Source organism: Ventrimonas sp., from assembly GCF_048380235.1.
In the GTDB taxonomy this organism is placed as follows: Bacteria; Bacillota; Clostridia; order Lachnospirales; family Lachnospiraceae; genus Brotaphodocola.
This window is the reverse complement of the sequence record NZ_DBFCCJ010000026.1, coordinates 43,990-62,453: the sequence shown is the minus strand read 5'-3', so window position 1 is coordinate 62,453 and position 18,464 is coordinate 43,990. Positions and strand designations below refer to the sequence as shown.

Below are 18,464 nucleotides of genomic sequence, written 5' to 3'. Positions count from 1 at the left end.
ATCAATTTCAGTTACGGCTGCTCCCAGTTTATTAAATAGCTTTCGAGCCGAGCCGACATAACCGGTGTAGCCTTCACGCAGTGAAGCTGTTGGAATAAATGCGACTTTCTTATTTTCAATTTCTTCCTTTATCAGACTTCCCACACTTGAAAAGTGCGAACATAAAAATAGCTTCATCAATATTCTCCTTTATAAATTTCGATTTACTGAATTTTCCCTTCACATCTATACCACTGCCTGCAACCACCCCAAATGGTCGAGTTGCCGGATTGGTTGTCAGCCCTTTCCGTTTTCCAAAAATCAGCCCGAAATGCCTGACATCTAATCCACTGTCTCAAATCGCGACATCTAATCCGAGGTTACAACCTGACACACATTTTGCAGCAGATATGTTTCCATATAAGAAAATCGAGCTTTTTCAGAAGTCTGGCTTCAGATCCAAACCTCCGAAAAAGCTCGGAAATACGCCGCTTTCTGGCACTTGATTTCATTTCCTTGACATCAATACTACCGTCTCCACGTGTCCGCTCCACGGGAACATATCCACAGTTTTTACCCGTTTCACCTCATATCCTCTCTCTCCCAGATACTTCACATCCCTGGCCAGAGTCGCGGAGTCACAGCTGACATATACCACCTTCTCCGGTGCCATCTTTACGATGGTGTCCAGGCAGACGCTGTCGCAGCCTTTTCTTGGCGGATCTACCACAATGGTGTCGGCGTAGACCTGGTTCTTTTCATACTGTTCCGGCAGTACCTCCTCCGCTTTTCCGACGAAGAACTCGACATTTTCAAAATGGTTCAGCTTTGCGTTGGCACGGGCATCATCAATCGCCTGCGGAATAATCTCTACGCCATATACTTTCTTTGCTTTCTGCGCCAGAAACAGGGAGATGGTTCCGATACCGCAGTAAAGATCCCACACGGTTTCCTCGCCAGTCAGGCCTGCATACTCCAGAGCGGTTCCGTAAAGTTTCTGGGTCTGCACCGGATTGACCTGATAAAAGGACAGTGGAGAGATGCGATAGCAGACATTTCCGATATAATCGGTGATATAGCCCGGTCCATATAGATTTACGATCTCTTTTCCCATAATGACGTTGGTCTTTTCCCGATTGATACTGCAGGAAATGCTTGCCATGTGGGAAGGGAACAGCTTCACCAGGCGCTCCACCAGCACCTCCGGTGCCTTTAGTTTCTTCACATCGCCATTCAATACCAGGCAGACCATCAGTTCTTCTGTGGCAAAGCCCTTGCGAATCAGCACATGACGAACGAGACCCTTGTGCAGTTCTTCCTCATATGGTGCGATATGATACTCTTCCATGAAGCCGCGGATACAGTCCAGAATCGGCTGATTCTCTTCCACACCAAGCAGACAGTCCTCCTGCTCAATGATAGCGTGGGTCCTGCCTGCATAAAAGCCTGTGATGATACGTCCGTCTTTATCTTTTCCAAACGGGAACTGGGCTTTATTGCGGTAACGCCACGGCTCGTCCATGCCGATGATCGGCTCCATCGGAATTTCGGTCAGTCCGCCAATGTGGCTTAAATTATTGCGTACTTTGTTTTCCTTAAATCTTAACTGTTCTTCATAGCTCATGGCCTGAAGCTGACATCCGCCGCACTGGCGGGCTGACGGGCAGCGAGGAGTCACGCGGCATGCTGATGGTTCCAATACCTGTATCAGGCGCGCAAAGCCGTAGGATTTTTTCGTTTTCATAACTTTGGCTTCCACCACATCGCCGATCACGGCATCCTTTACAAACCAGATGAAGCCGTCGGTCTTTCCGATTCCTTCCCCGGTATCACTCATATCCTCTATCCGAACCTGAAATACATCATTCTTTTTCCAATCCATGTGTTTATCCTTTCATTCCACCAAACTTCTTTCCTCTCATTTTACGGGTTTTCCCGCCTCTGCGCAAGCGTTCCCGCAGCTTCCCTCTAAAAACCTCCCAAAAAAGTCCCTTTTCCGTAATATTTTGTTCTGAAACTTTCTACTTTCTTCACAATCTCCTCAAACTTTAGACACATTTTTCCAGTATCATATAACCATGATGTGAGGAAGAGAAAACACTGAAAGCCTTAACATCAGAATGAACAGAAAGTAAAAGAACATGTTCATTATACACCAATATAAGAGAGCCTGGCAGCAACAAGCGCGCAAACGCTGCCGGGGTCGTCCAACAACAATCCGTTATCCATCTGCTATGATGGAACAAACGGTTCCCATATATCGATACTTTACATTACCTCTTTCCCCTTTTTAATCAGAAAACGCGCCCGAAGCGGCGCGTTTTCTGATTTTTATGTTCTGTTATTTAATACTCTGTTGTCTTTCTGATATTCGTCTCCAGTAGCCGGTTATATCCAAGCCAGCCCTGATTATCTCCGGCACCCCGCAGCACCTCGATCATCGTCTCCATCTTGGCGTCAGCATTATCCGCGAAGTTCAAAGCCATAGCCTCTAACAGCGCCGGCTTTTTGGGGGAACCGTATTCCAGCTCACCATGATGTGCCAGAATGCAGTGCTTTAACTCTGTTGCAAGCTTTGGCGGAAAGCCTTCGATGGTGCGCATGCGCTCACTGACCATCTCGGTGCCGATGATGATGTGCCCCAGCAGCTGGCCGTCATCGGTGTAGTCATTTTCCGGGAATACGGATAATTCCTTCGTCTTGCCGATATCGTGAAACATAGCTGCGGTTAACAGCAGATCACGGTTTAACATCGGATATGCACCTGCAAAGTAGTCGCACATTTTGGCAACGCTTAAGGTATGCTCCAGCAGGCCGCCCACAAAGCCGTGATGTACGCTCTTTGCCGCGCTGTGGAACTGAAATGCCCTGGCAAAATCCGGATCTCCGAAGTAGCTGTCCAAAAGCTTTCTCAGATACGGATTCTTCACAGACGCAATAAGTGCCAGCAGTTCGGAATACATCTGCTTTACATCTTTTAAGGAAACCGGAAGGTAATCGGCCGGGATATACTCGCCCTCATCTGCCTTGCGAATCCGCTTTACATTCAGCTGGTTGGCGCCCATGAACACGGTCACATCCGCATCAATGTATACATAATCCAGCGTTTCGAAATTTCCGACTCCCGGAGATCCCAGATCCCAGATTTTTGCGTCAATAGTACCGGTCTTATCCTGGAGTACCAGGTTGCCGTATTCCTTTCCATTCTTCGTCAGCGCAATCTGCCTGTTTTTGCACAGATACACATCAGAAATGTGCATACCTTCTCTAAAACTGTCAATATACCTCATATCTTTCCCTTTACTTTCTATCTTTCTTGATTCTACCGGCTTCCTACCGTCACATCAAATTCCAGCTCGGTGTAGGTGTCGCGGCCATTCCGCGCCACGGTCACATGTACCACCTGGCCGCAGGTCATTTTATCCAGCGCTGCCTGATATTCTTTCATGGATGTTACCGGCTCACCGGCAAGCTCCGTAAGAATATCTCCATTCTGGATTCCCGCATTGTAGGCCGGTTTATCTGTCACTGCGTTCATCACATAAATACCGGCCGGAAGTCCGTTTTCCACCTGCGCGCCCGTTACTTCCTGACCCACGATCCCGATACAGGGCACAGCCTGGCCATTGCTGAGTTTTTCCAGAACTCCCTTATAATCGGAGATTCCAAACACCTCTGTCACGCGGTCCGATGCCTCAGGGCTGTCCGGTTCCTGCGCCCAGCCTACCAGTTCACCATTTGTATTTACCAGAAAGGTTCCCTTTCCGGCATCTGCCAGAATATTGGAATATAACATGCGGCAATGCTGATCCACCATGGGGTTGCTGCGCACCACATAAGACACAAAACCGTAATCCATGGAATGGACCACTCCGGCCGGACTGCCTACCGCCGCAATCAGATCTCCCTGCTGCACCTGATAGGAATTGCCTAACGGTATCGGTTCCAGATCCCGCAGCTGTGTCGCACTGATGTCCTGCACGCTGATGCTGACAATGGCCTGCCCGGAAATGGCATCCTTCTGCTTCATATGGCCACTCACATCGTTTCCGTTCCCGAGCGTAACCTTGATGGAATCAGCCTGTTCTACCGCTGCCTCAGGTGTCAGCACCAAAAGCTCCTGACTGGTTTTTGCGATGATCATTCCGGCATACAGACCGGTCGTTTCCACCGGATTATCAAACCAGTCCGTGTTCTGCTGCACGGAATGCACCACCACTACGCTCTTGTCCGCAGTCTGGGCTTTGCCCCGCAGACTGTTTAACATGGAATTTAAATCATCTACCGTATAACGATATTTCTCCAGAGCAGTCTGGACCATCTCTTCTACCGGCTCCGTCTCCGTTTCAGCCACACGCTCGTTTTCTATTGCTTCCACCGGAGATTCCAGCTCATCCTTTGGAATGGAAATAGCGGATGTGGTTGGCCGGTTTCCTGCCGACAGCTGTTCCAGAATCGGTCTGGTCAGCACAAAGCAAACTGCAGATACCACACCGAATATCACACCGGCGCAGGCCGCTGTAGCCATCCTGGTGCCAACCTGCTTCCTGCTTGGCGCCGGTCTTACAATTTTTTCACTGATAAAATCACGGTCATTCTTTTTTTCAGGTTTCTTTTCCGGATCCCGTATCTCAGACATTCACGTCCTCCTTACTTCATAATCCTTGCAATGGTCCGGCCGCTGTATAAATCTGCTGGATCATTTCCCGTCCTCCCCAGATGCATAACATTTTATGCATTACATTCTATTATAAGGTTTTGAGCCAATTTGCGCAACTAAAAAAGAATCCGCCCGTGTACAGTAACGCCATTTCATGCTATAATCCAGATACAAATAAAAACAAATCGAGGATTTTTATGAACCAGAAAGTTTTGAAAACATTAGAATATAACAAAATCATCCATCAACTGACCGGTTACGCGGCTTCCGCTCCGGGAAAGCTCCTGTGTCAGAACCTGCTCCCTATGAGTGACTTCCATGAGATCGTGCAGGCCCAGACAGAGACCAGCGACGCCCTCACCCGTGTCCGCATGAAGGGCAGCCTTTCCTTAAGCGGCATCCGCGATGTCCGGGATTCCTTAAAACGTCTGGAAATCGGCAGTGCCTTAGGCATCCCGGAGCTGTTATCCATCAGCTCTCTGCTCACCGTGGCGGCCCGCGCCAAAGCCTACGGCCATCATGAGGAATCCGAAGAATTTCCGGATGACTCCCTGGATCAGATGTTCCGCAGCCTGGAGCCCTTAACGCCTGCCAACAACGAAATCAAGCGCTGCATCATTTCCGAAGAAGAGATCAGTGACAATGCAAGCCCCGGCCTGCACAAGGTCCGCCGCTCCATGCACGGCATCAATGACCGCATCCACACCCAGTTAAACAGCATCTTAAACAGCTGCCGCTCCTATCTGCAGGACGCTGTCATCACCATGCGTGACGGACGCTACTGCCTGCCGGTCAAGGCAGAGTATAAATCCCAGGTGAACGGCATGGTACACGATCAGTCCTCCACCGGTTCCACCCTGTTCATCGAGCCAATGGCAGTCATTCAGTTAAACAACGAACTGCGCACCCTGGAAATTCAGGAGCAGAAGGAGATCGAAGCTGTTCTGGCTGATCTGAGCAATCAGCTTACGCCTTACACCACAGAGCTGGCCATCGACCTGCAGATCCTGACCAGGCTGGACTTTATCTTCGCAAAAGCCGCCCTGTCCCGCCATTTCAAGTGCAGTGAACCGAAGTTCAACACTGAGGGACGCATTCACATCAAGGACGGACGCCATCCGCTTCTGGACCCGCAGAAGGTGGTCCCGATCACCGTATGGCTTGGCACCGATTTCGATCTTCTTATGGTCACCGGACCAAACACCGGCGGTAAAACGGTTTCCTTAAAAACCGTAGGCCTCTTTACCCTGATGGGACAGGCCGGTCTGCATATTCCGGCATTTGAAGGCTCAGAGCTGGCTGTATTTGAGGAAGTCTTTGCCGATATCGGCGATGAGCAAAGCATTGAGCAGAGTCTCAGTACCTTCTCCGCCCATATGACCAACATCGTAAATATTTTAAATCAGGCCGACAGCCGCTCTCTCTGCCTGTTCGATGAGCTCTGTTCCGGAACTGATCCGACTGAGGGTGCGGCTCTGGCCATTGCCATCTTAAACTTCCTGCACAACATGAAGTGCCGCACTATGGCTACCACACATTACAGCGAATTAAAGATCTACGCCCTCAGCACTCCGGGCGTGGAAAATGCCTGCTGCGAGTTTGATGTTGCCACCTTGCGCCCAACCTACCGTCTCTTAATCGGCATCCCGGGCAAGAGTAATGCGTTTGCCATCTCCAAAAAGCTGGGACTGCCGGATTACATCATCGAGGACGCGAAAAATCATCTGGAATCCGAGGATGAAACCTTTGAAGATGTCATCAGCCGTCTGGAGGAAAACCGTGTCACCATCGAGAAGGAGCGCGCGGAGATTGAGAACTACAAGGCAGAAATTGCCCGCCTGAAATCCGGTCTGGAAAAGAAAGAAGAGCGTTTCGATGAGCGCAGGGACAAGATGATCCGCAAGGCCAACGAAGAGGCTCAGCAGATCCTGCGGGAAGCAAAGGAAACGGCAGACCGCACCATCAAGAACATCAACAAGCTGGCTGCTTCCTCCGGCATCGACACCAAGGCCCTCGAGGCAGAGCGCACAAAGCTGCGCGACAGCTTAAAGAAGGTCGAGGGCGGCCTCTCCTTAAAGCAGGAGACCAGAAAGCCGCACAAGGCCATCAACCCGAAGACTCTGAAGCTGGGCGACGGCGTGCGTGTGCTTTCCATGAACTTAAATGGTACTGTCAGCAGCCTTCCTGACGCCCAGGGCAACGTATTTGTCCAGATGGGCATCCTGCGCTCCAAGGTGAACATAAGCGACCTGGAGCTGCTTCAGGAGAATTCTGTCAGCGGTCCGGGACTGGAAGCCCGCCGCAAGGGCAGCGGAAGCAGCAACATCAAGATGTCCAAGTCCTTTGGCATCTCCCCGGAGATCAATGTCCTGGGTATGACCGTGGACGAGGCCGTGGCACAGCTTGACAAATATCTGGACGATGCCTACATTGCCCATCTGCCGCAGGTACGCATTGTGCACGGTAAGGGTACTGGAGCGCTGCGTGCCGGCATCCACAAGCACTTAAAACGGCTCAAATATATTAAGGAATTCCACCTGGGCGGCTTCGGAGAAGGCGACGCAGGCGTAACCATCGTAGTATTCAAGTAAATTGGGAGGATAAAAAACATGGCTGAAAAGCAGCGGATTTTGATTGTAGATGACGATGAGAACATCGCAGAGCTGATTTCTCTCTATCTGATGAAAGAATGCTACGAAACCTATATTGTCAACGACGGCGAGGAAGCCCTGAAGATCTTCCCGGAATTTAAGCCGAACCTGATCCTGCTGGATCTGATGCTTCCGGGTATCGACGGCTACCAGGTGTGCCGTGAGCTGCGGGCCACCTCCCAGGTTCCGATCATCATGCTTTCCGCCAAGGGCGAAATATTTGATAAGGTCCTGGGACTGGAGCTGGGCGCTGATGACTACATGATCAAGCCCTTCGACTCCAAGGAGCTGGTAGCCCGGGTCAAGGCCGTGCTGCGCCGCTATCAGGCTGCTCCGGCTCCGGCCGCGCCGGAACCGGCCCAGCAGGGCGAGTATGTGGAGTACCCGGACCTGACCGTCAACCTGACCAACTACGCGGTCACCTACTGCGGCCATTCCGTGGAGATGCCGCCGAAGGAACTGGAGCTTCTGTATTTCCTGGCTTCCTCACCGAACCAGGTCTTCACCAGAGAGCAGCTCTTAGACCATATCTGGGGCTACGAATACATCGGAGACACCCGCACCGTAGACGTACATATCAAACGTCTCCGGGAAAAGATCAAGGATCACGCCAACTGGGCGCTGACCACCGTGTGGGGCATTGGATATAAATTTGAAGTGCGGAAGTAAAAAAGTGGACAGGCACCTTTCAAGGTGTCTGTCCACTTTTTTACTGGATCCAGGCTCCGTCCCCGCCGACGTAGCAGCCATCCGGAGTCCGGCTATTTACAAGCATGGCTCCGGTGCTGTCCGTGTAATACCATTTTCCGTTATCCTCGATCCATCCGCAGCGCAGATAACCATTCATTCCAAAGCAATACCAGATTCCGTCTATCTGCACCCAGCGGCCCACCGGGTAGCTTCCATCTTTAAACTGGAACCATTTGCCGCCCTGGTCAATGCACCAGTGGTTGCCCTGTGCGGTGGAAAAATCCTGTCCGCTGCCTGCTGCCACACCGGGACCTCCGGTGCTGGCTGGATTTCTTCCGGTATCCCCGGGGCCTCCGGAAACATATTTTCCATCTCCGGGACCTCCGGAATAGCTGTGGCGGTAATCATAGCTGAGATCATCTGCTTCCTCCGCAGTCAGAAACATGGTATCGGAACTTACCCACTCTCCCTTTGCCGATCCGCTTCCCACAGCACGTACCATAAAGCAGTAGTTGCCCCTGCGGGTCATGTGACCGGCAAAATCATAGGAATTATCGTAGACCGATGCGGTACTCATCACAGAAGAATCGTTCCGGTACAGCTTCACCTGATAATACCGGGCTGACGTGTTGTCCGTCCAGGTACCACTGCCGGAATCTCCGTCCCATCTTACATTCTCTACATTCAGATCCGTGCCGGGATCCGGCGCCGCAAACCCGCTGACCGCTCCGGCCAGGCTCATCCCCATGACAAGCAACATGCCTGCAATACATTTCCCTGTTTTTTTCATACGCGTTCTCCTTCTTTACTCTTACAGATTCGTTGCCAGGGGCAGGGAAAAGATAAACTCCGATCCCACGCCTTCTGTGCTGACTACATCAATATTTTCCCCATGTGCCTGAATGATTTCTTTTACAATGGCCAGCCCCAGTCCGGTGCCTTTTTTATCTTTTCCGCGGGACAGATCAGACTTATAAAACCGGTCAAAAACCTTTTGTACACTGTCTTTCGGAATGCCAATGCCCGTATCCTTCACGGAAACAAAAATCTTTTCATTTTTAATGCGGGTCTGGATATAAATCGTGGAATCCTGATGACTGAACTTGATGGCATTGTCAATCAGGTTATAAAGCACCTGCTGGATCTTTCCCAGATCCGCATACACCATCTGCATGCTGTCCGAAAAGGTCAGTTCGAAATTAATATTCTTCTTTTCACAGGTTCCCTCAAAGGAAGCCGCTGTGTCTTTGATCACGCGGTTGATATCAAAGCTTGACCTCGAAAGATATCCCTTACTGTCTAAGGAATTTAACGTCAGCATGCCCTGTGTCAGCTTGGTCAGGCGCTCCGTCTCCGAAATCACACGGGTCAGATATTTTTCATACATTTCCGGCGGAATCGTTCCGTCTATAATCGCTTCAAGATAGCCTTTGATAGATGTCAGCGGAGAACGGAAATCATGAGAGACATTGGCGATAAAGTTTCTCTGATATTCCTCCAGCTTGTTCAGCTCACCGGACATATAGTTTAGCGTACCGGCCAGATAGCCCATCTCATCCCTGGTATTCAGATCAATCCGGTACTCCAGATTGCCGGCCGCATATTCATTGGCACCCTCCGTGATCTTCTGCAGCGGAAAATACACAGTCTTCGTGAACACCAGCAAAATGATCAGGGACAGGATAAACAGGATCGCTGCCGTTATGTAAACCACATTCAGATTTGAATTGCTCATCTCCCAGATCACGCTCATAGGAAGATGCACCAGCACATAGCCGTAGGTATTGTAATTTCCCGTAATGGGTGCGGAAACACTTAAAACATCATACGGAAAGAGCCCGTAGTAAGTTCCGGTACAATAAGACTTATTGCCTGTCGCCGTCGGATCAAACCCTTCGATGGCTGTCCCGGCCCGCTTATTCTGTTCGCTGTCCACCACAATGATGCCCTGGCGGTTCACCACCCAGATCTCCGCCCGCACAAACTTGGCCACGGCCTGAAGCTGCGGGTAGACGGAATCCAGATCCTGCTTCTTCCCCTGATACACACTGCTGTAGGCTGACGCGATCAGATTCGCCTCGTCATACATGGCTTCCGCCTGGTTTTTTACCTGATTTTTGTTCATCAGCTGCGCGGATAAGGTCGCAATCGACGCAAAGCCAAGCAGACCGAATACCAGATAGCCTAAGATGAATTTATAGTAGAGTGAATGCTTCATAGATACATAAAACCCCTTATTCTGTAATGGATGTCCTGATTATATTCATTCTAACACAAAATAAGGCTGAAATAAACAAACAAAAAGCACGCCTGGCAGCGTGCTTTCCGTTTAGGAGTTGAGTTTCTGATTTCACGGGTCAGATGAAACCAGACGAAATGTATAGAATATTCACATGTAGTTAGTTGCGGCTAACTGTCATTATATTAGCATATGCTAACTGTTTTTGCAAGCCCTTTTTTCAAATTTTTTTAATTTTTTATCTGCTGCGGTCCTGGTATTCAGACGGAGAGATTCCGATCAGCTTCTTAAACTGGGCGCTGAAATAGGCTGTGTCGGAATATCCTACCTGCTCTGCCACTTCGTAAACCTTCACACGGCAATCCTTCAGCAGGGACATGGCTTTTTTCATGCGATACCGCGTTAAATAGCTGGTGAAGGTATAGTCCGTTTCCTTTTTGAACACACGGCTTAAATACCCTTCGCTGATTTCCAGTTCTCCTGCCACGGTACTGATATTGATATCCTCCCGGAAGTGTTCCCGGATCAGCTGTACAGCCTGCTCTACGTATTTATTCTTCGTATTTTTCACCGGATTTAACCGGAACACCGGCATATCCTGCTCCTTCGCCGCTTTTGACTCCAGCGCCTCTTCCTGCCCCTGAATACGGCGCACCACAAGCTCCAGTTCACCGTCTTTGAGCGGCTTCAGCAGATAGTCACTGACACCAAGGCGAAGTGCGCTCTGGGCATACTTGAAGTCGCTGTAGGCCGTCAGGATGATAAATTTTGCCTGGCAGCCATTTTCCCGCAGCTTCGCGATCATCTCCACGCCATCCATGCGGGGCATCTTCACATCTGTCACCACAATATCCGGCGACAGGCGTTCCACCAGAGCTGCGCCCTCCTCCCCATTGGCCGCTTCCCCCACAACGACACAGCCCAGGGCAGACCAGTCAATGGTCAGGATAATGCCCTTGCGGGCCATCGTCTCATCTTCCACCACTACTACTCTATTCATGTTCCACTTCCTTCCAAAATGGCAGCCTCAGCGTCACAGTAGTGCCGTCTTCCGCCACTTCCGCGTGCATACCGTACTCCTCTCCATAGTAAATCTTTAAAATCTGGATCACATTGAAAAGGCCCAGATGTCCATCCCTCTTTGCCGGTGCCGGGCTGTTGATCCAGTCCACCATATCCCGGCTCATTCCGCAGCCATCATCCGTCACGGAAATGCTTAAAGCACCGTCCTTCTGGGCCGCGTAAATACAGATATAGCCATTATCACATCCATCCAGGCCATGAATGATGGCATTTTCGACCAGCGGCTGCAGAATCATTTTGGGGATCATGCTTTCTTCCAGAAGATCTGGAATTTCTGTTTCATAGAGGAACCTTCCGCTGAACCGGATCTTCTGGATGCGGATATAGCTGTCTATGGTATCCAGCTCCTCCCTCAGGGTGATGAATGGCTTGCTGGAAATGCTTTTTCTTAAGATTACTGCCAGGTTTTCCGCCAGCACCGCAATCTCCGGGATCTGATTGATCTTGGCATTCCACTTAATGGTATCCAGTGTGTTATACAAAAAATGCGGATTTAACTGTGTCTGATACAGGCGCAGGGTCGTCTCATTTAAATCCTTCTGCTGCTGCACCTTCTCCTCCAGGTATGTTTTCAGATCACGTACCATACCGTTAAAGCTATCTGTCAGCCTTCCCAGTTCATCGGTACGGGTACTGTGAACACGGATGTTTAAATCTCCTGCCTTAACCTTTTCCATGGCCTTATCCAGCTGGCTGACCGGCTTTACAATATTCCGGGTCAGCGCGCCGGAGATCATCATGGACAGGACCAGGCTCAGCAGGGACATGGCCAGGACCACCGTTCCCATCGTCTGCATGGCCGGGGAACTGATGGGCGCCTGACGGCACAGGATCACATAAAACCCACGCTCCGGTTCCTGCATCCACAAATACTGTGTGTCTTCCTCCTCATTCATGTTGGTCTCATCATAGTCTGATCTGGAACAGTACAGAAGCCGCTTATGGGAATCCAGAAGCCAGATGGTATCTGTCTGGGAATAGAATCCGCTGAAAACATTATCAAAATTTTCCCGGGTAAAATCCAGCACCAGATATCCGGTCCTGGCTCCGCCGGGATTTTCTATCGCGTAAGCCCCCTGCATCAGCACACGGTCATCATTCAGTGTCAGGTATGGATCTGTGCGGTACCAGGTCATGCCCGCCTGTCCGGATGCTTTCTTTAAAATACCCCAATACACAGGCAGAGAATCTGCCCGCGACAGTGTATCCGTGGTAAACCGCAGCTTTCCACCCACATCGTACACACTGATCTGGGCATGTCCGTAGATTTCCTGCGAAGCCTGATATAAAGAAACGTACATGCCCCGCTGCATTTCTATCGTAGTGGTATCGATCATATAGCGGGACACGGTACCGTTCCTTGTAAGTTCCCGGCACGCTTCCTCACAGTCATCCAGAAGCGCTGCAAAACGGCTGCGGATCTCCGTAATCTGCCGGTTCGCCTCCTGCTCACTCTGGCGGTTCAGGGAAGCTGTAAACAGCCGCACCATGACCACGCTGGTTAACAGAAGCGGAACCAGTGTTACCAGAAAGCAGGCCAGAAAAACCTGGTCCCGGAACGAAAGGGTTTTATGCTTCATGCTCCGCCCTCCCTTCCGTCTGCCTGCTGCCACAACATGTCTGCCTGCTGTTTTGCTTCCGAAAGCTCAGCCCTTCCTGCCTCCGGAAGCGGCAGCTTTTCCATCGGATCCATGCCTTTTTCCGCAGCTGTGTCCGTCCGCACGGAACGGCGGTTCCGGCTCACTGCCATGATCTTCTGCGCGTCACGGCTGACCGTAAAATCCAGAAAGGCCAGGGCTTCTTCTTTATGGCTGCTTCCGGCGCGGACTGCCGTACCGTCCAGCACCATCGCAGTTCCCTCCTCAGGATAAATATAATCCACATCGGCTCCGCCGCTGCGAAGCGTCTGAGCCGCCGCCTCCGTGGTCACACCAACCGAATAACGCCCGTCCAGGATCCCCTCATTGACCTGCTCCACGCTTTTTAAGACCTCATAATTCAGATTTTCCGCCAGTTTTCCAATATAATCCTCACCGCTCTGACTGCCAAGCATGGCTGCCGCAAGTGCCAGGGCAGAAACATCAGACTGCTCCGGATCCGCAAAGGCCACACGCCCCTGCCACCGGGGCTCCAGCAAACTCTCCCAGCCCACCGGAAGCTCCCTGTAGGTCACCACATTGGTGTTGTACATGATTACCAGCGGCAATACTGAAAAACCGATCCAGAAATGGTCCGGTGACACATACCGGCTGTCCAGCATTTTGGCCTCACTGCTCTCACAGGGAAACCACAGCTCTTTATATTCATCCAGAAGTTCTGTGTTCACGCCAAAGGCCAGATCCCATTCTGCCGGCTGATCCGGTCCGCGCTTTCCATCTCCGTTTCGCTCTGTCTGTTCCTGCGCAAGCCAGGTCCGGATCTCTTCCGATGTTCCCGCCTGCACTTCAACTATCAGACCGGTACGCTCTTCAAATTCCTTTACCACCGGCTCATAAACCGGAAGCTCCAGATCCGTACAGACCACCAGATCTGCCTGCCGCGTAAGCGGCGGCTCCGTCCTGCGCCCGCAGCCGGAAATAAAGACTGCCAAAACGAACAACGCCGTTTTTCTAAAGTTTCTGCTTTTCATCCAGTCATTCCCCTCAAAATTCAGCCATTTCAAAACAAAAAATCCCCGTTCTCCGGACTTCTGCCATTTTCGTGACTTCATGGATTTCCCGTATCTTCACTGATACGGCTTTATCACTATATTATAGCAGAAATCCCGGAAAAACGGAGATTTTGCAGGACATTTACAGTCCCAAAAACTTCTCAAATACTTCACAGAGCAGCACAGCCTCATGCTCCGTCTGCATCTCGCAGAAGATGCGAAGCAGCGGTTCCGTTCCGGAGAACCGGGCGCTGACCCAGCCTCCATTTTTTAAGTAAACCTTGCAGCCGTCCATGTAGGAAACATGATCAATCTCAAATGGGATCTCCGGCAATGCCTGGTCCATCATCAGGGTCTTGTGAATGCGTTCCTTTTCCTCTGCCGTGAAACGGTACGCGCGCTCTTCCATGTGGATCTCGCCGTACTCCTTGCGGATGTCCTCAGCAATCTCAGAAAGCTTCTTGCCGCTGACTGCCATCATCTCCACCAGAAGGGAAGCCGCGTAAATACCATCCTTGCCATGGATATGGCCCTTTACTGTCAGACCGCCGGAGGATTCGCCGCCAATGATAGCATCGGTCTCCTGCATCTTTGCGGAAATATACTTAAAGCCCACCGGCACCTCATAGCATTTCTGGCCGAAGCTCTCTGCCACCTTGTCCAGCACATGGGTAGTAGACAGGTTGCGCACCGCCGGGCCGCGCCAGCCGCGGTATTTCAGCAGATAATAATACAGCATGACCAGAATGGTATTTGCGTGAAGGTAATGTCCCTTATCATCAATCACACCCAGACGGTCCGCATCACCATCGGTGGCAATACCGATGTCACAGTATCGGTCCAGCACATAATTCTGGAGGCTGCGCAGCGTGCTTTCTGTCGGAGCCGGCATCTTGCCGCCAAACAGCGTATCATGCTGGGAATTGATAGTCTCAACAGTGCAGCGGGCAATGGAAAGGATCGTACAGAGCGCCGTCAGGCTCACACCGTACATCGGATCAATGGCAATACGCAGGTCGCGCTCCCGGATGGCATCCAGATTGATAAGGGAAATGATGTTGTCCAGATACTCATTCATCGGGTTCATCTCCACCACCCGGCCGCTCTTCACCAGCTCCTGGTATGCATGCGGCGGCATCTGTCCGTTCTCCTCCGGATCCGGCACGTAGAGTTTCTCTGCCTGCTCCAGATATTTCTCAATATCTGCTGTCTGATGTTCGTCTGCGTCGCGGCCGCCTCTTGTGAATACCTTGATACCGTTGTAGATAGCCGGATTGTGACTGGCTGTTACCATCATGCCATAGCTGAGATCATGCTTCATCACATAGAACATGATGAGCGGGGTCGGGGAACTGCGGTCCACAAACAGCACCCTGATTCCCTGCTGCCCCAATATTTCACAGGACCAGATAACAGCCTCTTTGGAAAGGAAACGCCGGTCATAACCGATCACCACCGGCTTGTCCTCCACATGCTCTGCCTTGATTTTCAAAGACATGGCCAGTGCAAGCTTCTGAATGTTTTCTTTCGTAAACTCTTCGCCAATGATGGCTCTCCAGCCACCAGTGCCAAATTTTATCATAACCACACCTCTCTTTTATAAGAGCTCCGGCGGCCTCTCAGACCGCCGAACGCTGCAGCTGTTTCCGGATCAGACAACCGATACCCTGCCCTTGCTGACTTTCAGGAAAATCAGCAGGGAAATCACAGTGCTGACCGTCAGGATGGAGGCCAGCGCTGCCGCGGTACCGAAGCTGTTTCGTACCACCTCCGTGTAGATCGCAACAGAAATCGTGCTGGTCTTGCCGCCATACAGCATAACGCTGGAGGACAGCTCATTGATACAGGTGATCCAGCTTAAGATCGCGCCGGAGAGAACTCCCGGTGCCATCAGTCTGGCAGTCACATTTACAAAGGTCTTCATCGGGGATACACCCAGGCTGATAGAAGCCTCTTCCACGCTCACATCCATCTGCTGCAGGAATGCACTGCCGGAACGGACGGTATAAGGCAGCTTGCGGACAATAAACGCAATGATCATGATCATAGCGGTACCGGTCAGGATCACCGGCTGTTTGTTGAAGGCAACGATCAGGCTGATACCGAGGACAGCGCCCGGAATGACAAACGGGAACATGATCAGAAGATCCATGAGCTGGCCAGCCAGCCCTTTCTGGCGCACGACGATGTAAGAGATCAGCATGCCCAGGATGATAATGAACACGATCGCGATCGAGGAGAATACGAAGGTGTTGCGGATATTGGTCCACAGACGGTTGAAGATCGTTGCATAGCTGTCCAGACTGAAGCCCTTCTGGAATCCGGTAAAATCACATTTGATAAAGCTGCTGACGATCACCACGATCTGCGGCATAATACCGATCAGAGTAACGAGCAGTACCGGCAGGGTAACCAGGAAACGCTTTCCACCGTGAAGAACTTCTTCCTTCGGCGGGCGCATGGCAGTCATCACATAGTTTTTGCGGCTCACGAAATATTTCTGAACCAGAAGAACAGTGGTGGAGCAGAGTACTACCACAACAGAAAGGGCACTTGCCAGATGGGCATTTCCTCCGATCTCACTCATGTACTCATTGTATACAAGAACCGGAAGAACCATATAGCCCTCGCCGATCAGCATCGGGGTGCCGAAGTCTGCCAGGCTGGTCATGAATACCATGATCGCGCCTGCCGCGATGGACGGAGCCACAACCGGAAGGGTAATGGTTAAGAGACGGCGCAGCTTGTTGCTGCCCAGGTTCTCTGCCGCTTCCTCAATGCTGGAGTCAATGCTTCCCATGGCACCTGATGTATACAGATACACGTATGGGAAAAGCTTAAACGTAAATACCAGGATGATTCCCAGCTTGCCGTAAATACTCGGCAGATGGATCCCGATATTGGCAAACAGCCTTGTCACAAAACCTGCACGGCCAAACAGCATGATCCAGCTGTAGGCACCGATGAACGGCGGGCTCATCAGACTCATGATAATAAAAATATGAATGAAGCTCTTGCCAAATACATTATAGCGGGACATGATATACGCGATCGGAACTCCTACCAGAAGCGTGGTGCAGGTGGTCACAATCGATACAAACAGGCTTCGTCCCAGAGCCGAATAGTAATACTTCTTCGTAAAAAACCGGATGTAGTTTTCAAAGGTGAATCCGGCCGTCTTGTTGGAAAAGAAGCTTCGGGTGATCAGGGTGCAAAACGGATAGATCAAAAAGATCAGCATAAATCCGATCACTACCACCTTGACCCAAAACCAGAAATCCAGTTTTTTCCGGGATGTTACCATGAAATCACCTCCTGGGTTGCCGCATCGTATACGCCCACTGCGTTGATGTCAAAGTTGACCTTCACCTGCTCGCCATCCGGGCGCACCATCTGCACATCCTTGGTGTACTCGTTGAGCTGCAGGGTCTGTCCGTTGTTCAGCTCAATCTCATACTCAATGAAATCGCCCAGGAAGGTGGACATCACGATCCTGCCCGGAAGTCCGTTTTCCTTGTCAAAGAACAGCTGCTCCGGTCTGGCGGAAATGATGCCCTTGCCGGTAAATGGCTTTTTTAACTTACAGGTGATGCTGCACTCATCCTTGACATTTAAAACCGCCGCCTCCGGATTTTTGCCATCCACCTCACACTCCACAAAGTTAGACACGCCGATAAATCCGGCTACAAAGGTATTTTCCGGTTTCTTGTAAATGGCTTCCGGCGTTCCCACCTGCATGATATTGCCTTCTTTCATGACGGCAATCCGATCCGAAATAGCCAGTGCTTCCTCCTGGTCATGGGTAACGTAAATGGTAGTAATGCCGAGTCTTCTCTGCAGCTTCTTGATGGCGGTCCGCATCTGCACGCGGAGCTTCGCGTCCAGGTTGGAAAGCGGCTCATCCATTAAAAGAACGCCCGGCTCAATCACAAAGGCTCTGGCCAGTGCCACACGCTGCTGCTGGCCTCCGGAAAGTTCGTTCGGCTTTCGGTCCTTTAACTGGCCGATCTGGACCAGTTCCAGTGCCTCTTCCACCTTGCCCGGTATCTGATCCTTCGGACATTTCTTTGCTTTCAGTCCGTATGCCACGTTCTCTGCTACCGTCAGATGCGGAAAGATCGCATAATTCTGGAATACCATGCCAATATCACGCTTGTGCGCTTCCAGATTGTTGATGACCTTGTCATCGAAACAGATCTCACCACCGTCCACGCTGTTAAATCCCGCGATCATACGAAGCAGGGTGGTCTTTCCACAGCCGGAAGGTCCAAGCAGGGTAAAGAACTCACCCGGCCGGATTTCCAGATCCACTCCATTTAACGCAGTGAAATTCCCGTATTTTTTTACGGCTTTTTTTATGATAACTGCATGACTCATATTCATTCCTCCATTCCTTCATAACCGAAAAGGCTGCCCGCCCGCTTGGGGCAAGGCAGTCTTTCCGTTTTCGCTCAGCTGTTTACTTGCTGTATCTCACGATTCAGTGTTTGCATTTTCTTTGCCGGTGTTCTT

General features: G+C 50.9%; 14 protein-coding genes. 2 read left to right on the top strand and 12 right to left on the bottom strand.

Features of this window, described 5'->3' with window-relative positions:
* From ACMP1L_RS04685 to ACMP1L_RS04670, 4 genes are all read right to left on the bottom strand, one after another.
* A partial coding sequence (locus ACMP1L_RS04685) for a Type 1 glutamine amidotransferase-like domain-containing protein (RefSeq protein WP_418452153.1) occupies positions 1 to 177 on the bottom strand: 177 nt, incomplete at its 3' end.
* 310 nt (positions 178 to 487) lie between these two features.
* Positions 488 to 1,861 (bottom strand): 23S rRNA (uracil(1939)-C(5))-methyltransferase RlmD, encoded by a 1,374-nt coding sequence (rlmD, locus tag ACMP1L_RS04680; RefSeq protein ID WP_118731981.1) that lies wholly within the window; start codon positions 1,859 to 1,861, stop codon positions 488 to 490.
* A 463-nt stretch (positions 1,862 to 2,324) separates the two neighbouring features.
* Positions 2,325 to 3,269 (bottom strand): 3'-5' exoribonuclease YhaM family protein, encoded by a 945-nt coding sequence (locus tag ACMP1L_RS04675; protein ID WP_418452152.1) that lies wholly within the window; start codon positions 3,267 to 3,269, stop codon positions 2,325 to 2,327.
* A 32-nt stretch (positions 3,270 to 3,301) separates the two neighbouring features.
* Positions 3,302 to 4,618, bottom strand: coding sequence for a S1C family serine protease (locus ACMP1L_RS04670; RefSeq protein ID WP_418452150.1), 1,317 nt, complete (start codon positions 4,616 to 4,618; stop codon positions 3,302 to 3,304).
* Positions 4,619 to 4,836: 218 nt separating this feature from the next.
* On the opposite strand from ACMP1L_RS04670, the gene ACMP1L_RS04665 reads away from it, so the two are divergent.
* Together ACMP1L_RS04665 and ACMP1L_RS04660 are read left to right on the top strand one after the other, a co-directional pair.
* Positions 4,837 to 7,230 carry an endonuclease MutS2 gene (locus ACMP1L_RS04665; RefSeq protein ID WP_118731984.1) on the top strand — a complete coding sequence of 798 codons (2,394 nt, stop codon included), beginning with the start codon at positions 4,837 to 4,839 and terminating at the stop codon, positions 7,228 to 7,230.
* Positions 7,231 to 7,248: 18 nt separating this feature from the next.
* Positions 7,249 to 7,959 carry a response regulator transcription factor gene (locus ACMP1L_RS04660; RefSeq protein ID WP_118731985.1) on the top strand — a complete coding sequence of 237 codons (711 nt, stop codon included), beginning with the start codon at positions 7,249 to 7,251 and terminating at the stop codon, positions 7,957 to 7,959.
* Between the two features lie 40 nt (positions 7,960 to 7,999).
* Here the strand turns inward: ACMP1L_RS04660 and ACMP1L_RS04655 are convergent, their stop codons facing one another.
* The 8 genes from ACMP1L_RS04655 to ACMP1L_RS04620 form a co-directional block, all read right to left on the bottom strand.
* Complete coding sequence (locus tag ACMP1L_RS04655) at positions 8,000 to 8,770, bottom strand: hypothetical protein (protein ID WP_177304678.1); 771 nt, start codon at positions 8,768 to 8,770, stop codon at positions 8,000 to 8,002.
* Between the two features lie 21 nt (positions 8,771 to 8,791).
* A complete protein-coding gene (locus ACMP1L_RS04650; RefSeq protein WP_118731986.1) occupies positions 8,792 to 10,198 on the bottom strand; it encodes a HAMP domain-containing sensor histidine kinase in 1,407 nt (468 codons plus the stop codon).
* Positions 10,199 to 10,457: 259 nt separating this feature from the next.
* Complete coding sequence (locus tag ACMP1L_RS04645; RefSeq protein WP_118731987.1) at positions 10,458 to 11,219, bottom strand: response regulator transcription factor; 762 nt, start codon at positions 11,217 to 11,219, stop codon at positions 10,458 to 10,460.
* On the bottom strand, positions 11,212 to 12,882 hold the full coding sequence (locus ACMP1L_RS04640) for a sensor histidine kinase (protein ID WP_177304676.1): 1,671 nt from the start codon (positions 12,880 to 12,882) through the stop codon (positions 11,212 to 11,214). The genes ACMP1L_RS04645 and ACMP1L_RS04640 overlap by 8 nt, the downstream gene beginning before the upstream one ends.
* Positions 12,879 to 13,931 (bottom strand): extracellular solute-binding protein, encoded by a 1,053-nt coding sequence (locus ACMP1L_RS04635; RefSeq protein WP_418452147.1) that lies wholly within the window; start codon positions 13,929 to 13,931, stop codon positions 12,879 to 12,881. The genes ACMP1L_RS04640 and ACMP1L_RS04635 overlap by 4 nt, the downstream gene beginning before the upstream one ends.
* A 163-nt stretch (positions 13,932 to 14,094) precedes the next feature.
* The gene (locus ACMP1L_RS04630; protein ID WP_118731990.1) at positions 14,095 to 15,534 is read right to left on the bottom strand and encodes a phosphoglucomutase/phosphomannomutase family protein; all 1,440 of its coding nucleotides are present in this window, start codon (positions 15,532 to 15,534) and stop codon (positions 14,095 to 14,097) included.
* A gap of 69 nt (positions 15,535 to 15,603) precedes the next feature.
* Positions 15,604 to 17,256 (bottom strand): ABC transporter permease, encoded by a 1,653-nt coding sequence (locus ACMP1L_RS04625; RefSeq protein WP_118731991.1) that lies wholly within the window; start codon positions 17,254 to 17,256, stop codon positions 15,604 to 15,606.
* Entirely contained in the window at positions 17,250 to 18,329 is a 1,080-nt protein-coding gene (locus tag ACMP1L_RS04620) for an ABC transporter ATP-binding protein (protein ID WP_118731992.1), read from the bottom strand. Before ACMP1L_RS04620 ends, ACMP1L_RS04625 begins: the two co-directional genes overlap by 7 nt.
* Positions 18,330 to 18,464: the final 135 nt, after the last annotated feature.

Excerpts from the sequence above, each read along its gene's own strand:
- ACMP1L_RS04670 (WP_418452150.1), bottom strand. The coding sequence starts at position 4,618 with ATGTCTGAGATACGGGATCCGGAAAAGAAACCTGAAAAAAAGAATGAC.
- ACMP1L_RS04650 (WP_118731986.1), bottom strand. The coding sequence starts at position 10,198 with ATGAAGCATTCACTCTACTATAAATTCATCTTAGGCTATCTGGTATTC.
- ACMP1L_RS04630 (WP_118731990.1), bottom strand. The coding sequence starts at position 15,534 with ATGATAAAATTTGGCACTGGTGGCTGGAGAGCCATCATTGGCGAAGAG.
- ACMP1L_RS04645 (WP_118731987.1), bottom strand. The coding sequence starts at position 11,219 with ATGAATAGAGTAGTAGTGGTGGAAGATGAGACGATGGCCCGCAAGGGC.
- ACMP1L_RS04625 (WP_118731991.1), bottom strand. The coding sequence starts at position 17,256 with ATGGTAACATCCCGGAAAAAACTGGATTTCTGGTTTTGGGTCAAGGTG.
- ACMP1L_RS04635 (WP_418452147.1), bottom strand. The coding sequence starts at position 13,931 with ATGAAAAGCAGAAACTTTAGAAAAACGGCGTTGTTCGTTTTGGCAGTC.
- ACMP1L_RS04640 (WP_177304676.1), bottom strand. The coding sequence starts at position 12,882 with ATGAAGCATAAAACCCTTTCGTTCCGGGACCAGGTTTTTCTGGCCTGC.
- ACMP1L_RS04665 (WP_118731984.1), top strand. The coding sequence starts at position 4,837 with ATGAACCAGAAAGTTTTGAAAACATTAGAATATAACAAAATCATCCAT.
- ACMP1L_RS04660 (WP_118731985.1), top strand. The coding sequence starts at position 7,249 with ATGGCTGAAAAGCAGCGGATTTTGATTGTAGATGACGATGAGAACATC.
- rlmD (WP_118731981.1), bottom strand. The coding sequence starts at position 1,861 with ATGGATTGGAAAAAGAATGATGTATTTCAGGTTCGGATAGAGGATATG.
- ACMP1L_RS04655 (WP_177304678.1), bottom strand. The coding sequence starts at position 8,770 with ATGAAAAAAACAGGGAAATGTATTGCAGGCATGTTGCTTGTCATGGGG.
- ACMP1L_RS04675 (WP_418452152.1), bottom strand. The coding sequence starts at position 3,269 with ATGAGGTATATTGACAGTTTTAGAGAAGGTATGCACATTTCTGATGTG.
- ACMP1L_RS04620 (WP_118731992.1), bottom strand. The coding sequence starts at position 18,329 with ATGAGTCATGCAGTTATCATAAAAAAAGCCGTAAAAAAATACGGGAAT.